General features: G+C 67.9%; 24 protein-coding genes. 18 read left to right on the forward strand and 6 right to left on the reverse strand.

Translation table 11 applies throughout. The features are described from left to right. The first annotated feature begins 1 nt into the window (after window position 1). From ACFWU5_RS23690 to ACFWU5_RS23720, 7 genes are all read left to right on the forward strand, one after another. Window positions 2-754 (forward strand): SDR family oxidoreductase, encoded by a 753-nt coding sequence (locus ACFWU5_RS23690; RefSeq protein WP_379268910.1) that lies wholly within the window; start codon window positions 2-4, stop codon window positions 752-754. A gap of 16 nt (window positions 755-770) precedes the next feature. Beyond that, window positions 771-1,928, forward strand: a complete 1,158-nt coding sequence (locus tag ACFWU5_RS23695) for an acyl-CoA dehydrogenase family protein (RefSeq protein WP_379268912.1) — start codon at window positions 771-773, stop codon at window positions 1,926-1,928. Beyond that, on the forward strand, window positions 1,925-3,124 hold the full coding sequence (gene pcaF / locus ACFWU5_RS23700) for a 3-oxoadipyl-CoA thiolase (RefSeq protein ID WP_379243216.1): 1,200 nt from the start codon (window positions 1,925-1,927) through the stop codon (window positions 3,122-3,124). The genes ACFWU5_RS23695 and pcaF overlap by 4 nt, the downstream gene beginning before the upstream one ends. A gap of 99 nt (window positions 3,125-3,223) precedes the next feature. Further along, on the forward strand, window positions 3,224-4,717 hold the full coding sequence (locus ACFWU5_RS23705) for a long-chain fatty acid--CoA ligase (protein ID WP_379268914.1): 1,494 nt from the start codon (window positions 3,224-3,226) through the stop codon (window positions 4,715-4,717). Continuing rightward, a complete protein-coding gene (locus tag ACFWU5_RS23710; RefSeq protein WP_379268916.1) occupies window positions 4,714-5,169 on the forward strand; it encodes a MaoC family dehydratase in 456 nt (151 codons plus the stop codon). The genes ACFWU5_RS23705 and ACFWU5_RS23710 overlap by 4 nt, the downstream gene beginning before the upstream one ends. A gap of 125 nt (window positions 5,170-5,294) precedes the next feature. Then, window positions 5,295-6,671 (forward strand): SWIM zinc finger family protein, encoded by a 1,377-nt coding sequence (locus tag ACFWU5_RS23715; RefSeq protein WP_379268918.1) that lies wholly within the window; start codon window positions 5,295-5,297, stop codon window positions 6,669-6,671. 9 nt (window positions 6,672-6,680) lie between these two features. Beyond that, window positions 6,681-9,086 (forward strand): hypothetical protein, encoded by a 2,406-nt coding sequence (locus ACFWU5_RS23720; RefSeq protein ID WP_379268919.1) that lies wholly within the window; start codon window positions 6,681-6,683, stop codon window positions 9,084-9,086. 140 nt (window positions 9,087-9,226) lie between these two features. On the opposite strand, the gene ACFWU5_RS23725 is transcribed toward ACFWU5_RS23720, so the two are convergent. The 3 genes from ACFWU5_RS23725 to ACFWU5_RS23735 all read right to left on the reverse strand — a co-directional run bounded on the left by ACFWU5_RS23725 (window position 9,227) and on the right by ACFWU5_RS23735 (window position 10,419). Further along, a complete protein-coding gene (locus ACFWU5_RS23725) occupies window positions 9,227-9,514 on the reverse strand; it encodes a putative quinol monooxygenase (RefSeq protein WP_379268921.1) in 288 nt (95 codons plus the stop codon). A gap of 46 nt (window positions 9,515-9,560) precedes the next feature. Continuing rightward, window positions 9,561-10,046: a hypothetical protein gene (locus ACFWU5_RS23730; protein ID WP_379268923.1), complete on the reverse strand. Its 486-nt coding sequence runs from the start codon at window positions 10,044-10,046 to the stop codon at window positions 9,561-9,563. Between the two features lie 70 nt (window positions 10,047-10,116). Further along, complete coding sequence (locus ACFWU5_RS23735; RefSeq protein WP_379268925.1) at window positions 10,117-10,419, reverse strand: MTH1187 family thiamine-binding protein; 303 nt, start codon at window positions 10,417-10,419, stop codon at window positions 10,117-10,119. A 98-nt stretch (window positions 10,420-10,517) separates the two neighbouring features. Here ACFWU5_RS23735 and ACFWU5_RS23740 point away from each other — a divergent pair, with 98 nt between their 5' ends. From ACFWU5_RS23740 to ACFWU5_RS23770, 7 genes are all read left to right on the forward strand, one after another. Next, window positions 10,518-11,513, forward strand: a complete 996-nt coding sequence (locus ACFWU5_RS23740; protein ID WP_379243209.1) for a helix-turn-helix transcriptional regulator — start codon at window positions 10,518-10,520, stop codon at window positions 11,511-11,513. Next, window positions 11,510-12,487 (forward strand): helix-turn-helix transcriptional regulator, encoded by a 978-nt coding sequence (locus ACFWU5_RS23745; RefSeq protein ID WP_379268927.1) that lies wholly within the window; start codon window positions 11,510-11,512, stop codon window positions 12,485-12,487. The genes ACFWU5_RS23740 and ACFWU5_RS23745 overlap by 4 nt, the downstream gene beginning before the upstream one ends. Further along, entirely contained in the window at window positions 12,484-13,512 is a 1,029-nt protein-coding gene (locus tag ACFWU5_RS23750) for a 2-dehydropantoate 2-reductase (protein WP_379243205.1), read from the forward strand. The genes ACFWU5_RS23745 and ACFWU5_RS23750 overlap by 4 nt, the downstream gene beginning before the upstream one ends. Before the next feature lie 91 nt (window positions 13,513-13,603). After that, window positions 13,604-13,873: a Sec-independent protein translocase subunit TatA gene (tatA, locus tag ACFWU5_RS23755; RefSeq protein WP_379243203.1), complete on the forward strand. Its 270-nt coding sequence runs from the start codon at window positions 13,604-13,606 to the stop codon at window positions 13,871-13,873. A 90-nt stretch (window positions 13,874-13,963) separates the two neighbouring features. Further along, window positions 13,964-14,917 (forward strand): twin-arginine translocase subunit TatC, encoded by a 954-nt coding sequence (gene tatC, locus ACFWU5_RS23760; protein WP_379243201.1) that lies wholly within the window; start codon window positions 13,964-13,966, stop codon window positions 14,915-14,917. A gap of 3 nt (window positions 14,918-14,920) precedes the next feature. Continuing rightward, window positions 14,921-17,620: a DEAD/DEAH box helicase gene (locus ACFWU5_RS23765; RefSeq protein ID WP_379243199.1), complete on the forward strand. Its 2,700-nt coding sequence runs from the start codon at window positions 14,921-14,923 to the stop codon at window positions 17,618-17,620. Between the two features lie 120 nt (window positions 17,621-17,740). After that, window positions 17,741-18,535 (forward strand): DUF4333 domain-containing protein, encoded by a 795-nt coding sequence (locus tag ACFWU5_RS23770; RefSeq protein ID WP_379243198.1) that lies wholly within the window; start codon window positions 17,741-17,743, stop codon window positions 18,533-18,535. Between the two features lie 64 nt (window positions 18,536-18,599). Here the strand turns inward: ACFWU5_RS23770 and ACFWU5_RS23775 are convergent, their stop codons facing one another. Then, window positions 18,600-19,574 (reverse strand): 5'-3' exonuclease H3TH domain-containing protein, encoded by a 975-nt coding sequence (locus tag ACFWU5_RS23775; RefSeq protein WP_379243196.1) that lies wholly within the window; start codon window positions 19,572-19,574, stop codon window positions 18,600-18,602. Between the two features lie 124 nt (window positions 19,575-19,698). Here ACFWU5_RS23775 and ACFWU5_RS23780 point away from each other — a divergent pair, with 124 nt between their 5' ends. Next, window positions 19,699-20,826, forward strand: coding sequence for a M24 family metallopeptidase (locus ACFWU5_RS23780; protein WP_379268929.1), 1,128 nt, complete (start codon window positions 19,699-19,701; stop codon window positions 20,824-20,826). Between the two features lie 16 nt (window positions 20,827-20,842). On the opposite strand, the gene ACFWU5_RS23785 is transcribed toward ACFWU5_RS23780, so the two are convergent. Continuing rightward, window positions 20,843-21,241, reverse strand: coding sequence for a TIGR03618 family F420-dependent PPOX class oxidoreductase (locus ACFWU5_RS23785; RefSeq protein WP_379243192.1), 399 nt, complete (start codon window positions 21,239-21,241; stop codon window positions 20,843-20,845). Window positions 21,242-21,303: 62 nt separating this feature from the next. On the opposite strand from ACFWU5_RS23785, the gene ACFWU5_RS23790 reads away from it, so the two are divergent. The 3 genes from ACFWU5_RS23790 to ACFWU5_RS23800 all read left to right on the forward strand — a co-directional run bounded on the left by ACFWU5_RS23790 (window position 21,304) and on the right by ACFWU5_RS23800 (window position 24,288). Beyond that, a complete protein-coding gene (locus ACFWU5_RS23790; RefSeq protein WP_379268931.1) occupies window positions 21,304-22,053 on the forward strand; it encodes an SDR family NAD(P)-dependent oxidoreductase in 750 nt (249 codons plus the stop codon). After that, the gene (cbiE, locus tag ACFWU5_RS23795) at window positions 22,032-23,282 is read left to right on the forward strand and encodes a precorrin-6y C5,15-methyltransferase (decarboxylating) subunit CbiE (RefSeq protein WP_379268932.1); all 1,251 of its coding nucleotides are present in this window, start codon (window positions 22,032-22,034) and stop codon (window positions 23,280-23,282) included. Before ACFWU5_RS23790 ends, cbiE begins: the two co-directional genes overlap by 22 nt. Before the next feature lie 253 nt (window positions 23,283-23,535). Continuing rightward, window positions 23,536-24,288, forward strand: coding sequence for a cobalt-precorrin-6A reductase (locus ACFWU5_RS23800; RefSeq protein ID WP_379268935.1), 753 nt, complete (start codon window positions 23,536-23,538; stop codon window positions 24,286-24,288). A 90-nt stretch (window positions 24,289-24,378) separates the two neighbouring features. On the opposite strand, the gene ACFWU5_RS23805 is transcribed toward ACFWU5_RS23800, so the two are convergent. Further along, complete coding sequence (locus ACFWU5_RS23805) at window positions 24,379-24,921, reverse strand: PadR family transcriptional regulator (RefSeq protein ID WP_379268934.1); 543 nt, start codon at window positions 24,919-24,921, stop codon at window positions 24,379-24,381. Window positions 24,922-25,037: the final 116 nt, after the last annotated feature.

Raw genomic sequence — 25,037 nt, forward strand, 5'->3', positions numbered from 1 at the left:
TATGACTCACAAAACTGCCTTCGTCACCGGCGGTGCGCGCGGCATCGGTGCCGCCACCGCCGCCAAGCTCGCCGCTGACGGATTCGCCGTCGCTGTAGTAGATCTCGACGCCGACGCCGCGGTGGCCACCGCCGAGAAGATCAACGCCGACGGCGGCACCGCGATCGGCCTCGGTTGCGATGTCGCCGACGAGGCGCAGGTGAACGCCGCGGTGGCGCGCACCGTCGCCGAGCTCGGCTCACTGGATGTACTGGTGAACAACGCCGGTGTGCTGCGCGACAACCTGCTGTTCAAGATGTCGGTCGACGACTGGGACACCGTCATGGCGGTGCACCTGCGCGGCGCGTTCCTGTGCAGCAAAGCCGCGCAGAAGCACATGGTCGATAACGGCGGCGGCGCCATCGTCAACACCTCGAGTGTGTCCGCGCTGGGCAACCGCGGCCAGGCCAACTACGCCGCGGCCAAGGCGGGCATCCAGGGCCTGACCCGAACTCTCGCTATGGAATTGGGCCCGTTCGGCATCCGCGTGAATGCCGTGGCACCCGGCTTCATCGTCACCGAGATGACCGCCGCCACCGCCGAGCGCATGGGCATCACCTCCGAGGTCATGCAGGCCAAGACCGCCGAGATCACCCCGCTGCGTCGCGTCGGCCAACCCGCCGACATCGCCAATGTGGTGGCCTTTCTCGCCTCTGACAACGCCGGGTTCGTCACCGGACAGACCGTGTACGTCGACGGCGGACGCCGTCTCTGATTTTCGGAGAAACATCATGCAGAGAACAGTTTTCAACGAAGAGCACGAAGCTTTCCGCAAGACCGCGCGCGCGTTCATCGAATCGCAGGTCACCCCGGTCTACGACCAGTGGTACGAAGCCGGCATCGTGCCGCGCGAGTTCTACAGCAAGCTCGCCGATCTGGGCGTGTTCGGGATCGAGGTGCCCGAGGAATATGGCGGCGCCGGCATCGAATCGTTCAAGTTCCAGGCAATCCTCCTGGAGGAAACCACCCGCGCCGGTGTGTCTTTCGGCGGATCGGGTGTGCACGTGGGTCTGTGCCTGCCGTACCTGAAGAACCTGGCCACCGACGAACAGAAGCAGCGCTGGCTGCCGGGATTCGTCTCGGGCGAGATGATGTTCGCGATCGCGATGACCGAGCCGAGCACCGGCTCGGACCTGGCCGGAATGCGCACCACCGCAAAGCTTTCCGAAGACGGCACGCACTACGTGCTCAACGGGTCCAAGACCTTCATCACCGGTGGCGTGCACGCCGACCGGGTGATCGTGTGCGCACGCACCGCCCCGCCGTCGGAAACCGATCGCCGCCACGGCATTTCGCTGCTCGTGGTCGACACCAAGTCGCCCGGCTACGCGGTGGGTCGCAAGCTGGACAAGCTGGGTCTGAAGGTGTCCGACACCGCCGAACTGTCCTTCACCGACGTGCGGGTCCCGGTCGCGGACCTGCTGGGCGAAGCGAACAAGGGGTTCAGCTACCTGGGGCAGAACCTGCCGCAGGAACGCCTGTCCATCGCCATCGGCGCCTACGCCCAGGCCAAGGCCGCGATCCGTTTCACGCTCGAATACACCAGGGGCCGTACCGTTTTCGGTCAGGCGGTCGCGCAGTTCCAGAACACCAAGTTCGAACTGGCCGCCTGTCAGGCCGAGGTCGACGCGGCCGAAGCGGTCGTGGACCGGGCCCTGGAAGCCCTCGATCGCGAGGAGCTCACCGCCGCCGACGCGGCCTCGGCCAAACTGTTCTGCTCCGAGGTGGCCTCACGGGTGATCGACCGCTGCCTGCAGCTGCACGGCGGCTACGGGTACATCAACGAGTACCCGGTGGCGCGGCTGTACGCGGACAACCGGGTGAACCGGATCTACGGTGGCACCAGCGAGGTGATGAAGATGATCATCGCCAAGGACATGGGCTTGTGACGGGCACCGCGTACCTGGTCGACGGGATTCGCACGCCCTTCGGCCGCTATGGTGGAGCGCTGGCCGGTGTTCGCCCCGATGATCTTGCCGCGCACGTGATTTCGGATCTGATGAAACGGCTGCCGGGTGTGGACTTCGGTGCTGTCGATGATGTGGTGTTCGGCTGTGTGAATCAGGCAGGCGAGGACAACCGCAACGTCGCGCGGATGGCCTCGCTGCTGGCGGGGCTTCCCGTGACAGTGCCCGGCGTGACGGTCAACCGGCTGTGCGCTTCGGGTCTCGATGCCGTGGGTTACGCGGCCAGGGCGATTCGGGCCGGTGACGCGGATCTGATGATCGCCGGTGGGGTGGAATCGATGACCAGGTCGCCGTATGTCATGGCGAAAGCTGGTGCGGCATGGGATCGTTCGCCGCAGATAGTCGACACCACCATCGGGTGGCGGTTCGTGAATCCGCGGATGCACGCGCAGTACGGCACCGACACCATGCCCGAAACGGCGCAGAACATCGCCGACGAATACGGCATCGCTCGTGCCGATCAAGACGCGTTCGCGTTGCGGTCGCAGCAGCGCGCGGCGGCCGCGATCGCGCGGGGCAGGCTCGCCCGTGAGATCACCGCGGTGCCGGTGCCGCAACGTCGAGGTGAACCGGTGCTGGTGGATCGCGATGAGCATCCGCGCGAGACCAGTGCCGAGTCGCTGGCGGCGTTGCGGGCGGTGGTGCCCGGTGGGTCCGTCACCGCGGGTAACTCCTCGGGGATCAACGACGGTGCCGCGGCGCTGTTGATCGCCTCCGAAGATGCCGTTCGCCGGTACGGACTGACTCCGCTCGCCCGGATCGGGGCGGTCGCCGCTGCCGGTGTCGCGCCGCGCACGATGGGCATGGGGCCGGTTCCCGCCGTCGAAAAACTGCTCGCCAGAACAGGTTTGGGCCTCGGCGAGATCGACGTGTTCGAACTCAACGAAGCCTTCGCCGCGCAGGCGCTCGGTGTGTTGCGTGGGCTGGGCCTGCCCGATGACGCCGACCACGTCAACCCCAACGGCGGGGCGATCGCCCTGGGCCATCCGCTGGGAGCCAGCGGGGCGCGCCTGGCGCTGACCGCCGCGCTGGAACTGGAAGAACGCGACGCCCGCCATGCCGTCGCCACCCTGTGCGTGGGTGTCGGCCAGGGACTCGCCGTACACCTTCACCGTTGACCGGTGCGGTGATCGTGACCATCGCCTCGATGCTCGCGATCACCGCCTCACCGCGCAACGGCACTGTCTCGCCATCGCTGTCGAAACCCTAGGAATCTCGTGAACGCCACTCTCTCCCTGGCGAGCATCCTCGCCGAACCCGCCCGCCGACGCCCCCACCACCTCGCGCTCGTGGAAGGCGAACAGCGCATCACCTTCGCCGATCTGTGGCAGCAGGCCCGCGAACAAGCCGGTGCCCTGATCGCCCGCGGCGTGAAACCCGGTGACCGCGTGGCACTGCTGTGCCCCAACACCGCCGACTTCCCCCGCGCCTACTTCGCCATCCTCGCCGCGGGCGCCACCGTGGTGCCGGTGCACCTGCTGCTCACCGCACCCGAGATGGAATACGTGCTGCGCGACAGCGGCGCGTCACTGCTGATCTGCCACCCGATCGTCGCGGCGAACGGCACCGAAGCCGCCGCCGGTGCGGGAATCGGGGTGGTTGCGCCCGATGAGCTTGTCGGCGAAGCGATTTCGAACTACCTGTCGCGCAGCCCCCTCGACACCGCCGTTGTCTTCTACACCAGCGGCACCACCGGCCAGCCCAAGGGCGCCGAACTGAGCCACCTCAACATGGTCATGTGCGCGACCGTGAACACGTTCGACGCCAACGAGATTCACCGCGACGACATCACCCTCGGCGCGCTGCCGCTGTTCCACGTGTTCGGGCAGACGGTGTCGATGAACTCGCACTGGCGCGCGGGCGGCACGCTGGTGCTCATGCCCAGATTCGATGCGGCAACGGCTGTTTCGTTGATGGTGGCCGAAAGGGTCAACATCTTCCACGGCGTGCCCACCATGTATCTGTCGCTGATCGAGGCCGCCGCGAACGCGCCGGAACTGCCGCCGCTCAAACTGGCGATCAGCGGTGGTGCGGCACTTCCCGTCGCGGTGCTAGAGGATTTCGAACGGCTGTACGGTGCGCAGGTGCTCGAGGGGTACGGACTGTCGGAAACCTCGCCGACCGCCACGGTCAACCAGCCGGTGTACGGCGTCGAAGCGGGCACCGTCGGACATCCGGTGTGGGGTGTGGACGTCGAGATCGCCGATCCGAACGTCGTCGACCGCATCGAGATGCTGCCCATCGGTGAAGTCGGTGAGGTGGTGGTGCGCGGACACAACGTGTTCAGCGGCTACACCGGCAGGCCCGAAGCCACCGCCGCGGCCGTGATCGACGGCTGGTTCCGCACCGGCGATCTGGGCACCCGCGACAAGACCGGCCGCGTGCGCATCGTGGACCGGATCAAGGAAATGATCCTGCGCGGCGGCTTCAACGTGTACCCCACCGAGGTCGAAGGCGCCCTGATCCGGCACCCGAACATCGCCCAGGTCGCGGTGATCGGCGTGCCCGACGCGCACTACGGTGAGGAAATCGTGGCGGTCGTCGTGCCCGACGGCGAGGTGACCGAGCAAGAAGTGATCGACTTCGCCAAACTGCAAGTAGCCAAATACAAGTACCCGCGCCGAGTCGAATTCGTCACCGAACTACCCCTCGGCCCCACCCACAAGGTGCTCAAGCGCGAACTGCGCCAACGTTTCGGAGGAGCGGCATGACCACGGACTTCCCTGATATCGACGCCCTGCGCGCCGCCGTCGGCCTCGAACTGGGCCCCAGCGACTGGATCACCGTCGACCAACGCCGCATCGACCTGTTCGCCGAAGCCACCGGCGACCACCAGTGGATCCACGTCGACCCCCTCCGCGCCGCCGCGGGCCCCTACGGCACCACCATCGCCCACGGCTTCCTCACCCTGTCGCTGATCGTGCCCATGACCCAAGAAATCATGAGCGTCAGCGCAGCCAAAGCCGGCATCAACTACGGCCTGGACAAAGTCCGCTTCCTCACCCCCGTCCCCGTCAACAGCCGAATCCGAGCCCACCTCACCCTCACCAAGGTCACCGAAGTCCCCACCGGCGTCCAAATCCACCGCCACGTCACCGTAGAACTGGAAAACGCCCCCCGCCCAGCCTGCGTAGCCGACTCCATCGCCCGCTGCGTGTTCTGAGGCCGTCCGGTCGTGGACAGTGCACGCAACACTGTCCACGAACCCGACCGCGGGTGAGTGCTCACGGTTCGGTCGGCCGAGTGCATCGACCGTAGTGTGTCGGACCTCCGACATAGAGTGCGACCATGAGTTTCCCAGCGGCGCAGACGCTTTCCTATCGCAGGCCGTCGAGCCTCGAGCAATCGGCGGGGCGCAGCGTACTCGACCTGCAAACCGCGGACGGTCGCGCCGGTGTGCTCGCCAATCCGACCTTCTTTCGCGGATTCGTCACCCAGCCCGCGGTGGCCGCCGCCGGCCTGCTCGCGGTCGCTGATGTGGCGGCGGCCGACTACTTCGACCGCGAGCGGTGGGCATCGCTGGATCCGGTGATCACCGCCAACGGTGACAGGTTGCGGTTCGAGGCGTTCTCCGGTTGCTGCGGTGTGCACGCCCGGCTCGACGTGCTGCCCTCGGCGATCGACGGCGAGACCGGTTATGGGACAACCAATGTCGACGTCAACAATCCGCTCAGGGATGCGCTGTCGGGATTCATGGCCGAGGATCCGTTGCATCTCACCGTCGGTCCGGATGAGCTGGCCGTTGCCACTATCGGTGAGCGAGTAGTGGAGAAGAAGGTTCCGTTACCACCCCGCTGGCTGCGCGGATTCGCCGAAACACAAGTCATCGCCGCCGGTTTCGACCTCCAGGCACAGGTATCCGCCGCAGAGGCGGTGCGTTTTCTGCGGACTGTGCCGCGTTCGCGCACACCGGGCTCGATCGGTGGGCAGTGGGTGGTCGCGACGGGTGGACGCCTACGGATCACGTCGCGGCCGGGCCCCGGTGTCGTGAGCTTGCCGGGCCCGCACCGACTCGGCGCGCTGCGTCGGGTACTGCGCCACGCGCAGTCACTTCGACTGTATGGCCCACCGACCCAGCGCGACAGCCGACCGTCGGCGTCGGCCTGGGAGGTCGGACTGCCCGGTATGCGGCTCACGCTGATGCTCTCACCGGGTGTCGGTCGCGGATTCTCCGGCGAGGGTGCGTCACTCGCGCAGCTGGCCGGGGCGAACACCGAGGCCGACGCGGAGCTGCTCTCGGTGCTGCTGGCGTGGGATCGGCGCATCGAACTCGGGGATCTCGCGCACCGGTCCGGTCTGCCCGTCGAGCGCGTTCGCGCGGCCCTGACCAGGCTCGGGGTCGATGGCAGGGTCGGCTACGACATCGCCGATGCCACGTTCTATCACCGCGAACTGCCGTATCGGACCGGGCGGGCCGAGCGGGACAATCCGCGCTTGCAGTCCGCGCGGGCGCTGGTCGCGGACGGCAGTGTGCGCGTCGATCCCGCTGATCCGCTGCGTGCTCGAGTCGTCACGGCGGACGCCACTTACCAGGTCACAGTCGATCCGGCGGGAGCTTTCGCTTGCACCTGCCAGTGGTGGACCGAGCATCGTGGTGATCGCGGCCCGTGCAAACACGCACTCGCTGTTCGTATCGTCGGCAACTCCGCCCGCACCGCACTCTGAGGAATTCGCGTGACCGTCTCGATCCACAGCCGCCGCGGCTTCAGTGTTGTTGCCCGCGAACACATTCCCGCCCGCATCGCCGCGCTCACCGTCGAACAGCGGCGTGCGCTGGTGCCCGCACTGACCGAAGCACGGTCCGCGCTGCCGCCCGGGAGCTGGACACTGTCGAAACGGCATGCCGCGGTGCAACTGTGGGGTCTGGGTTTCCTGGCCACACCGGCGGCGGTATGCCGCTGGCTCACTGTCGGTGCCACCCGCCATCTGGCGACGGAGCCGCACCTGCTCATCGCGTGTCTGGAAGCCGGTGATCGCGACCATGCGTGGCGTGGCGAACTCGCCGAACGTCTGGCGGCGGCTCGTGTCGAACAGTCGGGCGATCTGCCGTACTTTCCGCTGATCGTGCACCTGCTGCGCAGTTCGGGCAGCCCCGCTCCGACCACCGATTCCTTCGTGACCACCTGGGCTCGGAAACTGCACGGGGACCTGCCGCTGCCCCCGCCGTGGGATGTCCACCAACTGTCCGCAGGCTCGAACCTGCTGGCACAGTTGCGCGGTGATCCGTTCCTGCCGCAGCTGGTGCACCGGCTGGTCGAGATCGACAAGATCGGGTTGCATTCCACTGGCAATCCGGACAATTCGTGGCCGCACGTACTGGCTACTCTCGCCGACGCCGGTGTCATCGATCGCGAGGAACTGCACACGAACACCCTCAACGCGCTCGTTCGTGGCACCGGCCGTGCCACCGACACCGCTGAACGGCTCGGCGTACTGACCGCCCTGAAAGCCCGACCGGACGAGTGTGTGCCCCGGATCCGGGGGTATTCGCGGCTGCTGGCAGAGGGTACGTCCACCGCCGCCTGGCATGCGCAGGGCGTTCTGACCACTCTGCATCGCGAAGGAATGCTCTCCTCCGTGGACGTAGTAGGGCTCTCGGACGAAGTCCTGCGGCGCCCGGAGAAGAAGTTGCTGCGCGCCCAGCTGTCGTGGCTCGACCGGATCGTGCGGGCCGACCCACAGTCCGCGCCCTCGGTGGCGCAGGTGCTGGTCGAAGCCGCGGAGACGATCGACGATGCCGCCCTTCGCGAACGAATCGAGCGAATCGTGGCTCGCTGCACGCCGACACCGGATGACACAGCGCGAACAGCACCCGCCCTCGAGGCTCCATTCACCCTGCCGAAGTTGCCGCCGCCCGCACCGATGACCGGGCTGCCATCATCCATCGCAGACACCGCCGATCTCTTCACGCGGCTCACCGAGAGCCAGTGGTCCTACGACCACGGACTCGCGGAGTTGCTGTTCGACGGTGTGGTCCGCTTCACCGCTCAGGATCGCGACGCGCTGACTGCGACGATGACACCTCTCCTGCAACCAGCTCTGTTCGCCGTGGGCGCATGGCGGATCTTCGGCTTGCGGCACAGGTGGGGGCGCAGACACGGGTGGACTCCGCTCACCCTGACAGCTGTCGCCACTGGGGCACTGGTGCAACTGCCCGGTCGACTCGACGAGACCGATCCGCTGGCGCTGCGCATGGCCGAATGGGGTGCCAGGGTCATCGACAACGCGCCCCTGCCGCCCTTCGCGCTGGCTACACCCACCTGCGACAACGGGCAGATCGACGCCCGCGAACTCGTCGCCCGGTTGCGGGCGTATCAGGCCGCGGGCGTCGATCCAGGGCCGATCGAATTCGCGCAGGCGATGGTTCGTGTGGCACCGACCGCCGATGCCGACATCCGCGCGGCGGTACGGAGCCTGGACAGCGAACAGGGGCGTCGGCTCGAGAGCTGGCTGGAAGGTGACCACCTGGCTCTGCCGATGCCGTTCGCCGCACTCGCCGCCGGGCCCGCGGCGGAAGCGTGCCGAATTCCCTTGGGGCGGTCGAACTTCCCGGTCCCCGAAGTCCTCGCTCGATGGCCGTTTCCAGAGCAGGATGTGCTCGTGTTGGCCGAGATGCCGGGTACGAAAGGTCCTGCGGTGCATCGCAGTGTGGCGCTGGCACTGACCGAGGGCGCTACTCGGGCAGCCGGCGTCGACGCGCTGGTCGCACTCGCTGCCACCGACCAACTCGATACCGCGCTCATCGCGGCGGCCATTCCCGAACATGCCGTGTCGAAACGGTTCGCCGCCACGCTGCGCGATGCCACTGCCGCGCTCGGCGCGCATCGCACGTGGCCGCTGTTCGTCGAACTGCTGCCCAGGTTCGTCGCTACGCCGTCGGCCGTGGGCCTCGCCGACGTGCTGGCTGCGGCCGGGGACTGCGCCCAGCGCTGTGGCGCCCGAGCCGAGATACCCGGATTGGTCGCCCTCGCCGAACGTAAGAGCGCGACCCGGCTTCGCGCAGAAGCCCGCGCGTTGCATGCCGTGCTCAGGACACGAGATGTTCTGGCACAGTCCAGAAATGCGCCAGGCGCTGGGTGATGACCGATTCACAGTCGACGACCGAACTCCGGTGGTCCTCGAACGCTTCCGGCTAGTCGCGGTCTTTCAGTAGGTAACGGCGAAACCGATTGGTGGGCAACTGAACTCGAACACCGGTGGCTGGACTCGACCCCGCGCGATCAGGTCAGCGAGCGCTCGCCCGTGACGTCGTACTCCGACACCGAGGCTCCCAGTATCGCCGTGCTTTGGGCGTCGCTGGGGCCGCTGCCCCGAAACGCCTCGACGTCGGCACGGGACTCCCAACATTCGAAGATGACGATCCGGCCCGCGTCGAGCAGATCCGCGCTGATGGAGAAGTCCGAGCAGCCGGGTGCGCTGCGGGCCTGCTCGACAACACGCACACAGTCCGCGAGATAGGCCTCGCGCTGCTGCGGATCGACCATGAGATGCCCCGCGACAATGACCATGTTCGGCTCCTAGGCTGGTTCGAACGCGTCTGTTGCAGGGTATCGCCTACAGGGCTGAAATCAGACCTTCGAGAATTTCAGCGAATTGCGCACACTCGATCTTCATCTCGAAGACCCTTCCCGCATGGTCGGGGTGGTTGCGCAGGTGCGCCTCACGCCAGAACTGCCACGTGATCACCAGGTGGTCGGCGTCGAGGAAGGCGAAGGCCTGCACGTTGTCGGTCGTGGGTCCCCAGTGAAGGAACCAGAACTGCTCGCGCACTTGGCAAATCGGGTCGTCGTCGGTTGCCGTGGCGAACCGACGATGAGTGTCGACGGGGGACAACCCGACACTGGGCAGCGGTGGAATGCGTCCGGAACGTACCGAGGCAGCGGTCTGCTGTACAGCGTGGCGGAACTGCTCGACGAAGACCATATTGTCGTCGCAGGTCAACCATTGATCGGCGGCCCACAGGTCCACTCGACGCAGCCCCGAGGTTCCATCGCCGACTTCGGCAGCGAACCTGCCTTTTTCACCCAGAAGTACGGCCACGGGGACACGATGTCAGGTTCGTCGCGTCGCGTACAATCGAGATCCTCTCCGCGTTGTGAACCGGTGACTATCAGTCGGCCAGGTAGCGGTCGATGGTTTCGACCTTGGTGTCGAGGGCGTTGGTGACGCCGGGGCGGATGTCGGCTTTGAGGACCAGGCTGCAGCGGGGGGAGGTGGTGAGGATGGCGTCGGTGGCGGATTTGATCACCGCCATGACTTCGTCCCACTCGCCTTCGATGGTGGTGAACATCGCGTCGGTGCGGTGGGGCAGGCCGGAGGCGCGGACTACGCGGATGGCTTCGGCTACGGCGTGGCCGACGGAGCCGTCGGCGTCGGAGGTTCCACTGGGGGCTACGGAGAAGGCGACGAGCATCGTGGTCCTTTCGGGTGGGTGGGTTCCATGGTCGCGCAGGCGGGCTCAACTGTGCGCCGACGCGCGGGGGAACGGGTGCGACCATTACCCTCTATCGGGTGGCGATATCCAAGGTCGAGCGGCTGATGAATCTGGTCATCGCGCTGCTGTCGACCAGGCAGTTCCTGAGTGCGGAGCGCATTCGCACCAGCGTGGCCGGTTACGAGGACTCCGGGACCGACGACGCGTTCAGCCGGATGTTCGAACGGGACAAGAACGAACTGCGCGATCTGGGCATTCCCCTCGAAGTCGGTCCGGTGGGGCGGTTCTCGACGTTGGAGGGGTACCGGATCAACCGGGACGCCTACGAACTGCCCGACATCGACCTGTCCAGTGAAGAGGCCGCCGCGGTCGCTGTCGCGGTGCAGATGTGGGCGTCGCCGGAGCTGGCGGGCGCGGCCGAGGGCGCGTTGCTGAAGCTGCGCGCCGCCGGGGTCACCGTCGAAACCGACAACGTCGGAGTGTCGGTGCCCGCCGTGCCCGCGCGCACCCGCGGCTCGGAACCGGTGTTGCGGGCACTGCTGGCGGCCATCGACGCGGGGCAGGCGGTGCGCTTCGGCCATCACAGCGCCGTCACCGACCCGTTCGTGACCCGCGATGTCGAACCGTGGGGCGTGGTGACCCGGCACGGACGCTGGTACCTGGTGGGACACGACCGCGAACGCGACGCCGTGCGCACCTTCCGGCTCTCACGGATCGGCGGCCAGGTCCAGGCCTACGGACCGCACAACGTCGTGCACAAACCCGACCACACCGACCTGCGCGCGATCGTGGACCGCGTCACCGGCGACACCCCGGTCACCGGCTCGGCCACGGTCTGGGTCGCCAAGGGCCGCGGTCGCGAACTGCGCCGCATCGGCACCGAAGTCGACACCCGCGACCTGGGCGGACGCCCCGGCTCGGTCCTGGAAGTACCTGTGCGCTCCCGCGACTGGGTGGCACGGCTGATCACGGGCCTCGGCCCCGATGTCCTGGTTCTCGAACCACCGGAACTGCGCGCCGACGTGATGAACCGGCTACGGTCGGTACTGCACCACACGGAGGTCAACTCGTGAGTTCGCGCCTGTCCCTACGTCTTTCGCGCCTGTTGAACATGGTGCCGTACCTGCTCGCGCACCCGGGCATCAGCGCCGCCGAGGCCGCCGCCGAACTGGGCGTGACCACCAAACAGCTGATGAGCGACCTGAATCAGCTGTGGATGTGCGGGCTTCCCGGCTACGGTCCCGGCGATCTGATCGACCTGTCGTTCTCCGAGGAGAGCATCGAGGTCACCTTCTCCGCCGGCATCGAACGCCCGCTGCGCCTGACCTCCACCGAGGCCACCGCCCTGCTGGTGGCCCTGCGCTCGATCGTGGAAATGCCCGGCATGGTCGACCCGACCGCCGCGCACGCCGCCATCGCCAAGATCGAATCCGCGATCGCCAGCACCGACGCCGTGGTCGAACCCGCGCACATCCCCGTCGAGAAGCCCGCGGTGGCCACCGTGCGCGCGGCCCTTGCCGACGCGCGAACCCTGCGACTGGTCTACTACTCGGCCAGCCGCGACGAGGTGTCCGAACGCATCGTCGACCCGATCCGCGTGGTGCTGGTGGACAACAACAGCTACCTGCAGGCCTGGTGCAGGCAAGCCGAAGGCGTGCGACTGTTCCGGTTCGACCGGATCGAAGACGCCACCGAACTCGACGAACCCGCGCACCCGCCCAGCCACGCAGCCGCCGACGCGGCCGCCCTCGACCTGTTCCAGGACGACCCGGACGTGCCACTGGCCACACTGCGGATTCGCGCCGATCACGCGTGGGTGCTGGACCAATACCCGATGCACCGCATCCAATCGCGCCCCGACGGCAGCATCGACGCGGGTATGCGGTTCGCGTCGCCGGACTGGATGGCCCGACTGCTGCTCGGCTTCGGCACCGGCGTGACCGTGCTCGGCCCACCCGAACTGGTGGTCGCGGTGCGCGACCGCGCCGACGCCGCACTGGCCGCCTACGCGGCCGCCGGACTGGTAGGGGAGACCGAACCCGCGTGAGTCAGCGAGTACTGGTCCTCGGCGCCGGCAGCGTCGGGGTTTTCATCGGCGGACACCTGGCCGCCGCGGGCATGGAAGTGATCTTCGTGGGCCGTCAGCGGATCCTCGACGACATCGCCGAACACGGCCTGCGCCTGACCGACCTGGACGGCGGCTCGACCGAAGTCCCACCCGACCGCTTCGGCCTGGCCCTGGAACCCGACGAACCCGAACTGGCCGACCTGGTCCTTGTCACCGTGAAATCCGCCGACACCGCCGCCGCCGTGCGCGCGGTCTCGGGCCGATTACGTCCGGGCACGCCGGTGGTGAGCCTGCAGAACGGCATCGGCAACGCCAGCCTGATCAGGGAGATCCTGCCCACCAGCGTGGCACTGGCCGGGATGGTCATGTTCAACGTGGTGCATCGCGGCCGCGGATGTTTCCACCGCGCCAGCGACGGCGTGCTGGCGATCCAGGACGACCAGATCGTCGACCGGTTCGCTGACCGCTTCGAAGCCGCCGGGCTGCCGTTGCGTCGCCACCGCGACCTGCGCCCGGTCCAGTGGGCCAAGTTACTGCTGAATCTGAACAACCCGATCAACGCGCTGTCGGGCAGGCCGCTGCGCGAGGAACTCGCCGAACGTGACTACCGCCGCTGCCTCGCGCTGGCCCAGTCCGAAGCCCTCGCGGTGATGAACACTGCGCGAATTCGGCCCGCCGCGCTCACTCCTGTGCCCCCCGAGTTGATGGTGCATCTGCTGCGCGTGCCCGACCCCGTTTTCCGGCGGGTGTTCGGTCGGGTGTTGGCCATCGACCCGCTCGCGCGTTCGTCGATGGCCGATGATCTCGCGCTGGGTCGCCGCACCGAAATCGCGTGGTTGTGCGGGGAAATCGTGCGCCTGGGCGAGATGGTGGGGCGTCCGACACCGGTCAACCGGCGGCTGACGGAGCTGATCCGGATCGCCGAATCCGGCGACACCGCGCGGTTCACCGGAAGCCGGTTGTTTGCCGAGCTGACCGGGGCGATGGCGGCCGCGCGGGGTTGAACGCGTGGCGAACACCGCTTCGGCCGGACAGTCACCGGGGTTCGATCCCAGGTAGGATTGGTAATCACCACATCTTTGGAGGTATCTGATAATGGGCTCGTTCAGTTGGACGCACCTGCTGATCATCGCGGTGCTGTTCGTACTGCTCTTCGGCGCGAAGCGGCTCCCGGACGCCGCGCGCGGCCTGGGCCGTTCGCTGCGCATCTTCAAGAGCGAGGTCGGGCAGATGCAGGCGGAATCGGCGGCAACCGATGCCCCCGCGACCCCGGCCACCCCCGCGCCGCCGCAGCAGCTGTCCGCATCGGCGACGCAGGCGCAGACCCCGATCGTGGAACCGCAGCAGGGACACAAAACCCTCTGAGCTGCGCATCGACCCCGGGGCGGTAGCCACTGCTCCGGGGTGAAGTGCTGTGTAGTCGACCGAACCGAGGGTTAGAGGCCACCACCCACCATGCGCATCCCGTTCGATCCCCGGCGCGCCAAGCGCAGGACGAATCCCGACGGCACCATGTCGTTGGTCGAGCACCTGCAGGAACTGCGCACCCGGTTGCTGTTGGCACTGGCCGCGATCGCGGTCACCACACTGATCGGCTTCTACTGGTACGCGCACACCCTGTTCGGGCTGGAAAGCCTGGGCGAGATCCTGCGCGGCCCCTACTGTGCGCTGCCCGCGTCGGCGCGCGCGAGCCTGAGCCCCGACGGTGCCTGCCGGTTGCTGGCGACCGGACCGTTCGACCAGTTCATGCTCCGGTTGAAGGTGGGTTTCACCGCGGGCGTGGTCATCGCGACACCGTTCTGGCTGTATCAACTGTGGGCGTTCATCACCCCCGGCCTGTACGCGAAGGAACGCAAGCTCGCGGTCGGTTTCGTGGTGACGGGCACCGTGCTGTTCGTGTCGGGCGCGGTCCTGGCGTACGTGGTGGTCTCGCACGCGTTGTCGTTCCTGTTGACCATCGGTGACAACGTCCAGATCACCGCGCTGAGCGGTAACCAGTACTTCGGTTTCATCATCCAGTTGCTGATCATCTTCGGTGTCAGTTTCGAGACACCGTTGATCGTGATCGGCCTGAACCTGGTCGGGGTGCTGCCCTACGTCAAGCTCAAGGCGTGGCGGCGCGGGATGATCTTCGGGCTGTTCGTGTTCGCCGCGATCGTGACACCGCAGGACCCGTTCTCGATGCTGGCGCTGGCATTGGCGCTGACCGTGCTGTTCGAGTTCGCCGTGCAGTTCTCGCGCATCAGCGACGCCCGCAAGGCGCGCCGGGAAGCCAAGGACGGCTGGGGCGCGCTCGACGACGAGGAAGCCTCCCCGCTGCCCACCCCCGATCCGGTGTCCACCGCCGATCCGGTGGACGACCCGCAGAAATCCACGCGCCCGGTGTCGGACTACTCCGATACGCTCTGACATGTGACCGACTCTCCGGGGCTGCCCAGCGAACTGGCGAAATTCGCCGGTGAAATCTCCTTCGATCTGGACCCCTTCCAGCGCACCGCGTGTGCGGCCCTGGAAGAGGGCCACAGCGTGCTGGTCTGCGCCCCCACCGGTGCGGGCAAGACGATCGTGGGCGAGTTCGCCGTGCACATGGCGATGGCCTCGGGCGGAAAGTGCTTCTACACCACCCCGATCAAGGCATTGTCGAACCAGAAGTTCGCCGACCTGACCGCCCGCTACGGGCGCGACAGTGTCGGCCTGCTCACCGGTGACCAGTCGATCAACCCCGGTGCGCCGGTGGTCGTGATGACCACCGAGGTGCTGCGCAACATGCTCTACGCGTCCTCGGATTCGCTGCAGGGGCTGTCGTATGTGGTGATGGACGAGGTGCACTACCTGGCCGACCGGTTCCGCGGCGCGGTGTGGGAGGAAGTGATCCTGCACCTGCCCCCGGACGTGCGGCTGGTGAGCCTGTCGGCCACGGTGTCCAACGCCGAGGAGTTCGGTGCGTGGATGGAGACCGTGCGCGGTGACACCGCGGTCGTGGTCGACGAGACCAGGCCGGTGCCGCTGTCGCAGCACGTGATGGTCGGCAAGCGCATGTTCGACCTGTTCGACAACAAGTCCAGCGATCGCAAGATCGTGGTCGACGAAGATCTCGTGCGGTTCATCCGCCAGCGCGAGAACGCCGACCGCATGCACGGCTACGGCGGCCCGCGCGGACGTGGCGGGCGCGGCGGCAACTTCCGACCGCTGCCGCGACCCGACGTGCTCGCGCGGCTGGACGAGGAAAACCTGCTGCCCGCGATCACGTTCATCTTCAGCCGCGCGGGCTGCGACGGCGCACTGGCCCAGTGCCTGCGCGCGCGCCTGGACCTGAGCCGCCCCGGTGACGCCGAGCAGATCGAGGCGATCATCGAAAAGCACACCGGCGACCTGCCCAAGGACGACCTGGAAATCCTGGGCTACTGGGAGTGGCGCGACGCGCTGCACCGCGGGCTGGCCGCCCACCACGCCGGAATGCTGCCGGCCTTCCGGCACACCGTGGAAGAACTGTTCGTCAAGGGCATGGTGCGCGCGGTGTTCGCCACCGAAACCCTGGCGCTGGGCATCAACATGCCCGCGCGCACGGTGGTGCTCGAGCGGTTGGTGAAGTACAACGGGGAAACCCACGCCGAGCTCACGCCGGGTGAGTACACCCAGCTCACCGGTCGCGCGGGGCGGCGCGGTATCGATGTCGAGGGTCACGCGGTGGTGCTGTGGCAGCCCGAGGTCGACACCAGCGCGGTCGCCGGGCTCGCCTCCACGCGCACCTATCCGCTGCGCAGTTCGTTCAAGCCCGGTTACAACATGTCGATCAACCTGATCGACCGGATGGGCGCCCAGGAGGCACGCACCCTGCTGGAACGGTCGTTCGCGCAGTTCCAGGCCGACCGGTCGGTGGTGGGTTTGGTGCGTGGCATCGAGCGCAACGAAGGCGCACTGCGCAAACTCGAGAGTCAGCTCGGGGGCGTCGACGGCAAGTTCATGGAGTACATGGCCCTGCGCGACCGAATCAAGCAGCGCGAGCGCGAAATCCAACAGCAGGGCCGGTCCGACCGACGCGGTGCGGCGGTGAAGGCACTGATCGAATTGCGTCGCGGTGACGTGGTCGCGATTCCGGTGGGCAAGCGTGCGGGCCTTGCGGTGATTCTCGAACCCGACCAGACACCGGGGGACCCGCGTCCACTGGTGTTGACCGAAGACCATTGGGCCGGAAGGGTTTCCGCGGCGGATTTCCCTGAACCCGCCGAAGCGCTGGGGCGGATGGATCTGCCGCGACGCGTCGATCACCGGACCGCGCGCATTCGCCGCGATCTGGCCTCGGCGTTGCGGAGCACCGGAATTTCCACTCCGCGCAGGGGCAAGCGGACTGAACGGGTGCGCGGTGGCGAAGATCGTCAACTGTCGACCTTGCGGCGCAGTCTGCGTTCGCATCCCGCGCACGACCGTCCCGATCGGGAGCAACTCGGCCGCGTCGGCGAGCGGTATACACGCCTGGCACGCGAGACCGAGACGATGCGCCAGAAGGTTGCCGCGACCACGAATTCGTTGGCGCGCACCTTCGATCGGATCGTGGGACTGCTCGAGGAACGCGGCTTCGTCGCGCACGGTGAGGTGACCGCGGAAGGCAGGCGACTGGCCCGGATCTACGCCGAAAGCGACCTGGTCGTCGCGGAAGCGCTGCGGCAGGGATTGTGGCGCGGACTAGGCCCGGCCGAACTGGCCGCGGTGGTGTCCACGCTGGTCTTCGAGTCGCGGCAGGAGACCGGCCCGCTCACCCCCGCTGGCCCCACCGACCCCATCCGACGGGCGATCGCGGCCACCATCGAAGTGTGGTCGGACCTGCGCGCCGACGAAGCGCGACACAAGCTTCCGCCCACCCGCGAACCCGACCTGGGGTTCGTCACCGGGGTGTACAAATGGGCGCGCGGTGACGCGTTGGCCGAGTCGTTGCTGGCCAGCGGCGACCCGGGCACCACGATGTCGGCCGGCGATTTCGTGCGGTGGTGCAGGCAGGTGATCGACCTGCTCGATCAGATCCACAACACCGCCGACGACCCCGAGATCGCGTCCACCGCGGCCAAGGCGGTCCGGGCGGTGCGGCGGGGTGTCGTCGCGGTGGACGCCGCGTAGTCGGTACGTCTGTGATTTGATTTCTTCGCGTACCGACCGTGAGGCGGATGTCGTGCGAATGCGGCAGGCCCGGCGCGGGGGGCTACCGTATGAACTAATGATGCGAGTGGAGGCGAGTGGATGAGCGGCCCTTACGGACCGAACAACCCCGGGGAGGGGAATAACGACCCCACCCAGCACTGGGGGGGTCAGCAGGGGGCCGGTGGCGCCGGTCCCACCCAACATTGGGGTGGCGGGGCACAACCGCCGCAGCAGGGCGCACAGCCGCCGCAGCAAGGCGTACAGCCCACCCAGCAGTGGGGTGACCCGAACGCGCCGCAGCCCAATCAGCAGCAGCCGCAGCAGCAATGGGGACAACAGCCCCAGCAGCCGCAGCAGCAGTGGGGTCAGCCGCAGCACGGTGGCGTGCCGCCGCAGCAGGGCACCGGCCCACAGCAGCAGTGGGGTCAGACCCAGCCGCCGCCGCAGGACTGGAACAACCAAGCCGCACAGCCGCAGTGGGGGCAGCAGCCCGCACCGCAACAGCAGTGGGGCCAGCAGCCCGCGCCGCAGCAGCAGTGGGGGCAGCAGCCCGCACCGCAGCCGCAGCAGGCCGCCGGTGCCAAGAAGGGTAAGGGCCTGATCATCGGGCTCGGCGTGGCGGGCGTGCTCGTGGTCGCCGCCGTGATCGCCCTGCTGGTGGTGCTGCTGTCGTCGGATGAACTCGACAATGCGGCTGTGCAAGACGGTGTTTCGCGCGTGCTGAAGGACTCCTACGGCATCGCCGACGTGTCCGATGTCAGCTGCCCGTCGGGTCAGGCCGTGGAGGTCGATGCGACCTTCACCTGCGACCTGAAGGTCAGCGGCGAGGCGAAGAAGGTCACCGTCAAGATCACCAAGGAAGACGGCACCTACGAGGTCGGTCGACCGAACTAGGTTGCCGCACCGAGTTTGCCGGGCCGTCCGCGAATTTTGCGGGCGGCCCGGACTCGTTTCCGGTTCAGTCGGTGCCGGCCTTGGCCAAGGCGGTGACCAGGCGGGCGATCGGGCTTTCGGCGTTGTACGCGGTGGCCAGCGCGCGCAGCCGGTCCGGGTCAATGGGAGTGGCGGGCAAGATATCCGGGCCCGACAGCACGACGTCGGCGTCGCGGACCACCCGTACGACCGGGGCGGCGACCTTCAGATAGTCCTGCGCGGCAACGAGTTTCGCGCGCACACCCTTGGCGATATCGGAACCGGGATCGGCGACCGCGGCCATCAACGCGTCCAGCGAGCCGAATTTCGTGATCAGCTGGGCGGCGGACTTGTCGCCGATGCCCGCCACGCCGGGCAGACCATCGGAGGCGTCGCCGCGCAAGGTGGCCATATCGGCGTAGGCCGGGCCCGCATTCTGTTCGGGCACACCATATTTCGCCGACAGCTCGGCGGGACCGAATAGTTCGGCCTTGGCCAAGCCACGGCCGACGTAGAGCACCCGGACCGGCGGCGCGGGGTCGTCGCGCACCAATTGCAACAGGTCGCGGTCGCCGCTGACCACCACGACGGGGTCGGTGCGTTCCCGGCTGGCGAGGGTGCCCAGCACATCGTCGGCCTCGAGGCCCGCCGCGCCGCCGGTGGCGATCCCGGCCGCGTCCAGGACCTCGAGGATCATCGCGACCTGCGGGGTGAGCGTGTCGGGCACCTCTTCGGCGCCCGGTGCGGCGGCGGTGCTGGTGTCGAGGCGATGCGCCTTGTACGAGGGCACCAGCGCCACCCGGAACGGCGGCCGCCAATCCAGATCCAGGCCCACCACGAGCCTGCTGGGCCGGTGCTTGGTGATCAAAGAGGCCACCATGTCGGTGAATCCGCGCACCGCGTTCACCGAACGTCCTTCGGCGTCGCGGAGTTTGTCAGGGATCCCGTAGTACGCGCGGAACCACAGGCTGGCGCCATCGAGGATCAACAGGGGTCCGCGGGTGCTCTCGTCAACGGTCACACCGGAGATTGTGCACCGAGCCACCGACAATCCTGCGGTGGCAGTGCTCAGGCACGTCGCTCGTTGCTCGGTGTCGGTCGGGCTGCCGATCCCGCGAGCGGTCGGGCGGGTAACGTCGGATCTCATGAGTGCGCACACGGAGGCCAGGTTCGAGGCGAAGGTTTACGGGCAGCGGCTGGAACGGGCCGTGGAATTGATGCGGGCGGCGAGTTTGGACGCCCTGCTGATCACCCCCGGACCCGACCTGCGCTACCTGATCGGGTCGGCGGCGGAATCCTTCGAACGGCTCACCTGCCTGGTGATCCCCGCCGACGGATCGACACCGTCGGTGATCATCCCGAAACTCGAACTCGCCGCACTGGCCGATTCCGCGGCCGGCGAACTGGGCCTGCGGGTGCTGGACTGGGTCGACGGCGTCGATCCGTACCAGCTCGTGCGCTCGACCCTGCACGCCGGTTCGCGCATCGCGGTCGCCGACGCCATGCCCGCCCTGCACCTGATCCCCCTGGCCCAGGCCACCACCGGGCTGCCCGCCTCGGCCACACCGGTGCTGCGCCAGTCGCGCATGATCAAAGACGACGCCGAGATCGACGCACTGCGCCGCGCCGGTGCCGCCATCGACCGGGTGCACGCGCGAATGGGCGAATTCCTGCGCGCGGGACGCACCGAGGCCGAGGTGGCCGCCGACATCACCGCCGCGATCATCGACGAAGGCCACACCGAGGCGGCGTTCGTCATCGTCGGCAGCGGCCCGCACGGCGCCGACCCGCACCACGAGGTCTCCGATCGCGTGATCGAACCCGGTGACGTGGTCGTCATCGACATCGGCGGCCCCGTCGAACCCGGTTACTACTCCGACTCCACCCGCACCTACGTGCTGGGCACCCCGAGCCCGCAGGTCGTCGAACAGATGGCCGTACTCGAGGCCGCCCAGGCCGCTGCCGTGGCCGCTGTGCGACCCGGCGCGACCGCGGAATCCATCGACGCCGCCGCGCGCACCGTGCTCGCCGACGCGGGCCTGGGCGACGCCTTCATCCACCGCACCGGGCACGGCATCGGCCTGTCGGTGCACGAGGAGCCCTACATCGTGGCGGGCAACGACATGGTGCTCGAGCCCGGCATGGCGTTCAGCATCGAACCGGGGATCTACTTCCGCGGCCGGTGGGGCGCGCGGATCGAAGACATCGTGGTGGTCACCGAGGACGGTGTGGAGTCGATGAACAACCGGCCGCACGGTCTGACCGTGCTGTAAACGGTTCGCGCACAGGCTATTTCAGGGTTCCCGACGACAGCACCCGCCGCACCTGAATCGCGACGACGACGCGGGTAGGGTTCTCGCGCGGCACCCGGTAGCGCTGCGTGTAGCGGCGCACAGCCTCCGCGACGTCGGCGCTGTCGTCCAGCACCGTCGCCGGACCCTCGAGGGTGATCCACCGCGCCCCGTCGACCTGGCTCACCGCCGCATACCCACCGCGCCCGGCATTGCGCGCCTTCACCGACGCGCCATCGGTGATCACGCGCGCGATCCCGCTCTCGGGATCCCACGTGAACCCCACCGCGACCACGTGCGGAGTGCCGTCGGCGCGCAAGGTGGTGAGCGTGGCCAGATGACGCTGCGTCACGAATTCGAGCGCGGCGGGGGACAGCTGGACGGTCGTGGTCGGCATGGTCGAAACGGTAGCCGCACCGGCTGAGATCGGTGGAATCGACCGGATGACACACTGGCACTATGGGAAAGCAGAACGACGGGCCGGTGCTGGTCCTGGGTGGACGCAGTGAGATCGGCCTGGAAGTGGCGCGCAGACTGGCACCCGGACGCGTGGTGATCCTGGCCGCGCGCCGCGCCGACGCACTGGACGCCGAGATCGAGCAGCTGCACGCGGCGGGCGCGGCAGCGGTCCACACCGCGGAATTCGACGCCGACGAGACCACCACCCACGCACCCCTGCTGGAAAAGCTCGCCGCCGAACACGGCGGTATCGCCACCGCCGTCCTGGCGTTCGGCATTCTGGGCAACCAGGATCGGGCCGAGCAGGATCCCGCGCACGCGGTAGCCGTCGTACACACCGACTACGTCGCCCAGGTCAGCGTCCTGACGACCTTGGCGAACCTGATGCGCGCACAGGGCAGCGGCCAGATCGTCGTTTTCAGCTCCATCGCGGGCGTACGCGTGCGCCGGGCCAACTACGTCTACGGTTCGGCCAAAGCGGGCCTGGACGGCTTCGCCAGCGGCCTCGGCGACGCCCTGCACGGCACCGGCGTCCAACTGCTGCTGGTCCGATCGGGCTTCGTGATCGGTCGCATGACCACCGGCATGGACCCGGCCCCCATGTCCAGCACCCCCGACCAGGTCGCCGACGCGGTGGTCGCCAGTCTCGACAAGGGCGCCACCCGGGTCGCGATCCCCGGCCGCCTGGCCCTGGCCTTCTTCGTGATGCGCCTGCTCCCGCAATCGGTGTGGCGTCGGATGCCGCGTTGACCGAGCACTGGTCAGGTCACCCGGTCGTGGTAGCCGGGATCGGTGCCGACGGCTGGTCCGGGCTGGGGGAGACGGTCCGGGCAGCTCTCGCCGACTGCGACGTGGTGTTCGGCTCCGCACGCCAACTGGCACTGCTCCCGCCCAGCGAAGCCGAACGTATTCCGTGGCCAACACCCCTGCTCCCCGCACTCCCGGAGTTGTTCGCGCGCAACGCCGATCGCCGCATCGGCGTGCTGGCCAGCGGCGACCCCATGTTCTACGGAATCGGCGTGACCCTGGCCCGCAGGTTCGGCCCCACGGCCCTGCGCGTGTTCCCGCAGCCCTCCTCGGCATCGCTGGCCTGCGCGCGACTGGGCTGGCCGCTGGCCGAAACCCCGGTCGTGAGCGTGGTTGCCCGACCATTGCCCACCCTCGTGCCCGAATTGTCCGATGGCCGTCGCATCCTCGTCCTCAGCGAGGACCAGCACACACCGAGCAAGGTCGCGGAATTGCTGCGCGACAACGGTTTCGGCGCCTCGACATTGACCGTGCTGGAACAACTCGGCGGCCCCACCGAACAGCTACGCACCGCCCCCGCCGCGCACTGGCCGCACCCACCGGGTGACCCACTCAACATCGTCGCCATCGACTGCCACGCCGACCCCGACACCCGCCGCGACACCCGCCTGCCCGGCCTGGCCGACATCGCCTTCACCGGCGACGGCCAACTCACCAAGGCCGAGGTCCGCGCCCTCACCGTCACCGCCCTGGCGCCCACACCGGGGGAAATGCTGTGGGATATCGGCGGCGGCTCGGGCAGTATCGCCATCGAATGGTGCCGCACGCACCCGCTGTGCCGCGCGGTCTCCTTCGAACGATTGCCCGCTCGCCGGGAACAAATCGCGACCAATTCCGTCGCGCTCGGCGTTCCGGGAATAACGATCCGCGGCGAAGTGAGCTCAGAGTTAGCCGAAGAAATGATCCCGGCGCCCGACGCCATCTTTCTCGGCGGCGGCCTCACTCAGGACGGCATGTTCGACCGCTGCTGGCACCGCCTGCGCCCCGGCGGCCGCCTGGTGGCCAATGCCGTCACCGCGGAATCGGAAGCGCTGCTACTCGAGTGGTCTGCCCGGTTCGGCGGCAGCCTGCGAAAATTTCAGATCTATCGCGGCGAACCGCTGGGCGGGTTCACGGCCTGGCGACCACACTTGCCGGTCGCCCAGTGGATTGTCAGAAAACCCGCTGGTTGACCGTGTGCGGCCCCGCACGCACGATCACGATCAGATCACGCGCAGATCACGATGAATCCGTTCTCGCAGGGTCCGTGGGCCGTAAAAGTTTCGGACCCCACGTGTAGAACGATCGGCTCGGGGGTAGGGTCGTTGCCGTTCCGGGTAATCCCTCGGTTCGGTTTTCCGTGATGGAGAGTTACATGAAGTACTCGAAGTTCGATAGCACTGTTTGTCAAGGCGATACCCGTTCCGCTGACGTCGGAGGGGTGTCCTGAGAGTTCTGATCCTCGGCGGCACCAGTGAGGCCAGGGAGTTGGCGCGCGTAGCGTCCGGAGAGCGTGGACTCGACATCGTGTCGTCGCTTGCCGGGCGGGTCGCCAATCCGCGGCTTCCGGTCGGCGCGGTCCGCGTAGGTGGTTTCGGTGGTGTCGAGGGCCTCCGAACCTGGTTACGCGAGAACGCGATCGACGCTGTCGTGGACGCGACACATCCCTTCGCCGCGCAGGTCAGCGCGCACGCGGCCACCGCCGCGGCCGACCTGGACATTCCCGCGCTGCACGTGCGCCGCCCCGAGTGGGTGCAGCGGCGCGGTGATCTGTGGACCCGAGTGCCCGATCTGGAGTCGGCAGCCGCGGCGCTGAGCGCGCAGGACGAGCAGGTTCTGCTGACCATCGGCCGTCAGGGCGTCGGCGCGTTCACCGGGTGCACGGGGCACCGTTTCGTCATCCGCTCCATCGACGCGCCCGAGGTGCCGCTGCCGCCGCGGTCGCAACTGCTGCTGGCACGTGGGCCGTTCACGTTCGACGAGGAACTGGTGTTGATGTCACGTCATCGCATCGACGTGCTGGTCACCAAGAACAGTGGTGGACAGCAGACCGAGGCCAAGATCTTCGCCGCGCGCACCGCCGGTCTGCCGGTGATCATGATCGACCGGCCGCCGCTGCCCGCGGGTGCGCACGCGGTGACGCAGGTGAGCGAGGCCGTCGATTGGCTGCGCGAGTCCGCGTCGCATCGCGTGCGCTGACCTGCGCGGGTCGAACCGCGGGTCCTTGCACCGTCTGCATCGATGCGGTCTACGAGATCGACGCGGCCGGCCGTCGGCGCCGAGATCGGGTCAGTGCGGGTTGGGCGCGGTGAAGATCGTGGGCAACTGGTCGAACCAGTGCAGAACCGCCCGCTCGTAGGCGATACCGAATTCGAGGGTGGCGCGCTGGTGCGGTGCCAGGGCGGTCTCGTCCTCGTCGAGGTAGCGGTCGAGGCGATCCTGGTGAATGTTCTTGTTGGCGGCGATGATTCGATCGCGGTGCGCAGGCTCGAGATGTTCGCCGAACGACAGCGTGAGCAGCAGCGGCACCCGGATGGTTTCCGCGCCGGGATCGCGGCTGATCCACTCCGCGAACGCATCACGCCCGATATCGGTGATCCGGTACGGCGTGCGCTCCCTGGCGCCGCGTTCGCCCTTGGTCACCAGGCCCGCGGCGTCCATCGTCGTCAGCTCGCGATAGACCTGGCTTTGCGTGATGGTCCAGAAGTCGCCGATGCGTTGCTGGGCCTGCGTGGCCAGGTCCCAGCCCGATCTCGGGCCCTCGTGCAGGAACCCCAGTAGCGAGGCCGCGGTGGAGTTCAGCGGGCGGCGTCGAGTCTCGGTGTCGGTCAACGGTCAACTCCCTTCGAACTACATTCCTGTGTGGAATGTTACGCCTGGGTGCGCGGTCCACCAATCATGACCGGTTGCGGTGTGTTCGCCGGGAGCGGGGTGCGGCGGTGGTGCTC

Origin of the sequence: Nocardia sp. NPDC058640, from assembly GCF_042716995.1 — a bacterium.
Lineage (GTDB): Bacteria > Actinomycetota > Actinomycetes > Mycobacteriales > Mycobacteriaceae > Nocardia.

Excerpts from the sequence above, each read along its gene's own strand:
- ACFWU5_RS23690 (WP_379268910.1), top strand. The coding sequence starts at position 2 with ATGACTCACAAAACTGCCTTCGTCACCGGCGGTGCGCGCGGCATCGGT.
- ACFWU5_RS23695 (WP_379268912.1), top strand. The coding sequence starts at position 771 with ATGCAGAGAACAGTTTTCAACGAAGAGCACGAAGCTTTCCGCAAGACC.
- ACFWU5_RS23710 (WP_379268916.1), top strand. The coding sequence starts at position 4,714 with ATGACCACGGACTTCCCTGATATCGACGCCCTGCGCGCCGCCGTCGGC.
- ACFWU5_RS23715 (WP_379268918.1), top strand. The coding sequence starts at position 5,295 with ATGAGTTTCCCAGCGGCGCAGACGCTTTCCTATCGCAGGCCGTCGAGC.
- ACFWU5_RS23725 (WP_379268921.1), bottom strand. The coding sequence starts at position 9,514 with ATGGTCATTGTCGCGGGGCATCTCATGGTCGATCCGCAGCAGCGCGAG.
- ACFWU5_RS23735 (WP_379268925.1), bottom strand. The coding sequence starts at position 10,419 with ATGCTCGTCGCCTTCTCCGTAGCCCCCAGTGGAACCTCCGACGCCGAC.
- tatA (WP_379243203.1), top strand. The coding sequence starts at position 13,604 with ATGGGCTCGTTCAGTTGGACGCACCTGCTGATCATCGCGGTGCTGTTC.
- tatC (WP_379243201.1), top strand. The coding sequence starts at position 13,964 with ATGCGCATCCCGTTCGATCCCCGGCGCGCCAAGCGCAGGACGAATCCC.
- ACFWU5_RS23770 (WP_379243198.1), top strand. The coding sequence starts at position 17,741 with ATGAGCGGCCCTTACGGACCGAACAACCCCGGGGAGGGGAATAACGAC.
- ACFWU5_RS23780 (WP_379268929.1), top strand. The coding sequence starts at position 19,699 with ATGAGTGCGCACACGGAGGCCAGGTTCGAGGCGAAGGTTTACGGGCAG.
- ACFWU5_RS23785 (WP_379243192.1), bottom strand. The coding sequence starts at position 21,241 with ATGCCGACCACGACCGTCCAGCTGTCCCCCGCCGCGCTCGAATTCGTG.
- ACFWU5_RS23790 (WP_379268931.1), top strand. The coding sequence starts at position 21,304 with ATGGGAAAGCAGAACGACGGGCCGGTGCTGGTCCTGGGTGGACGCAGT.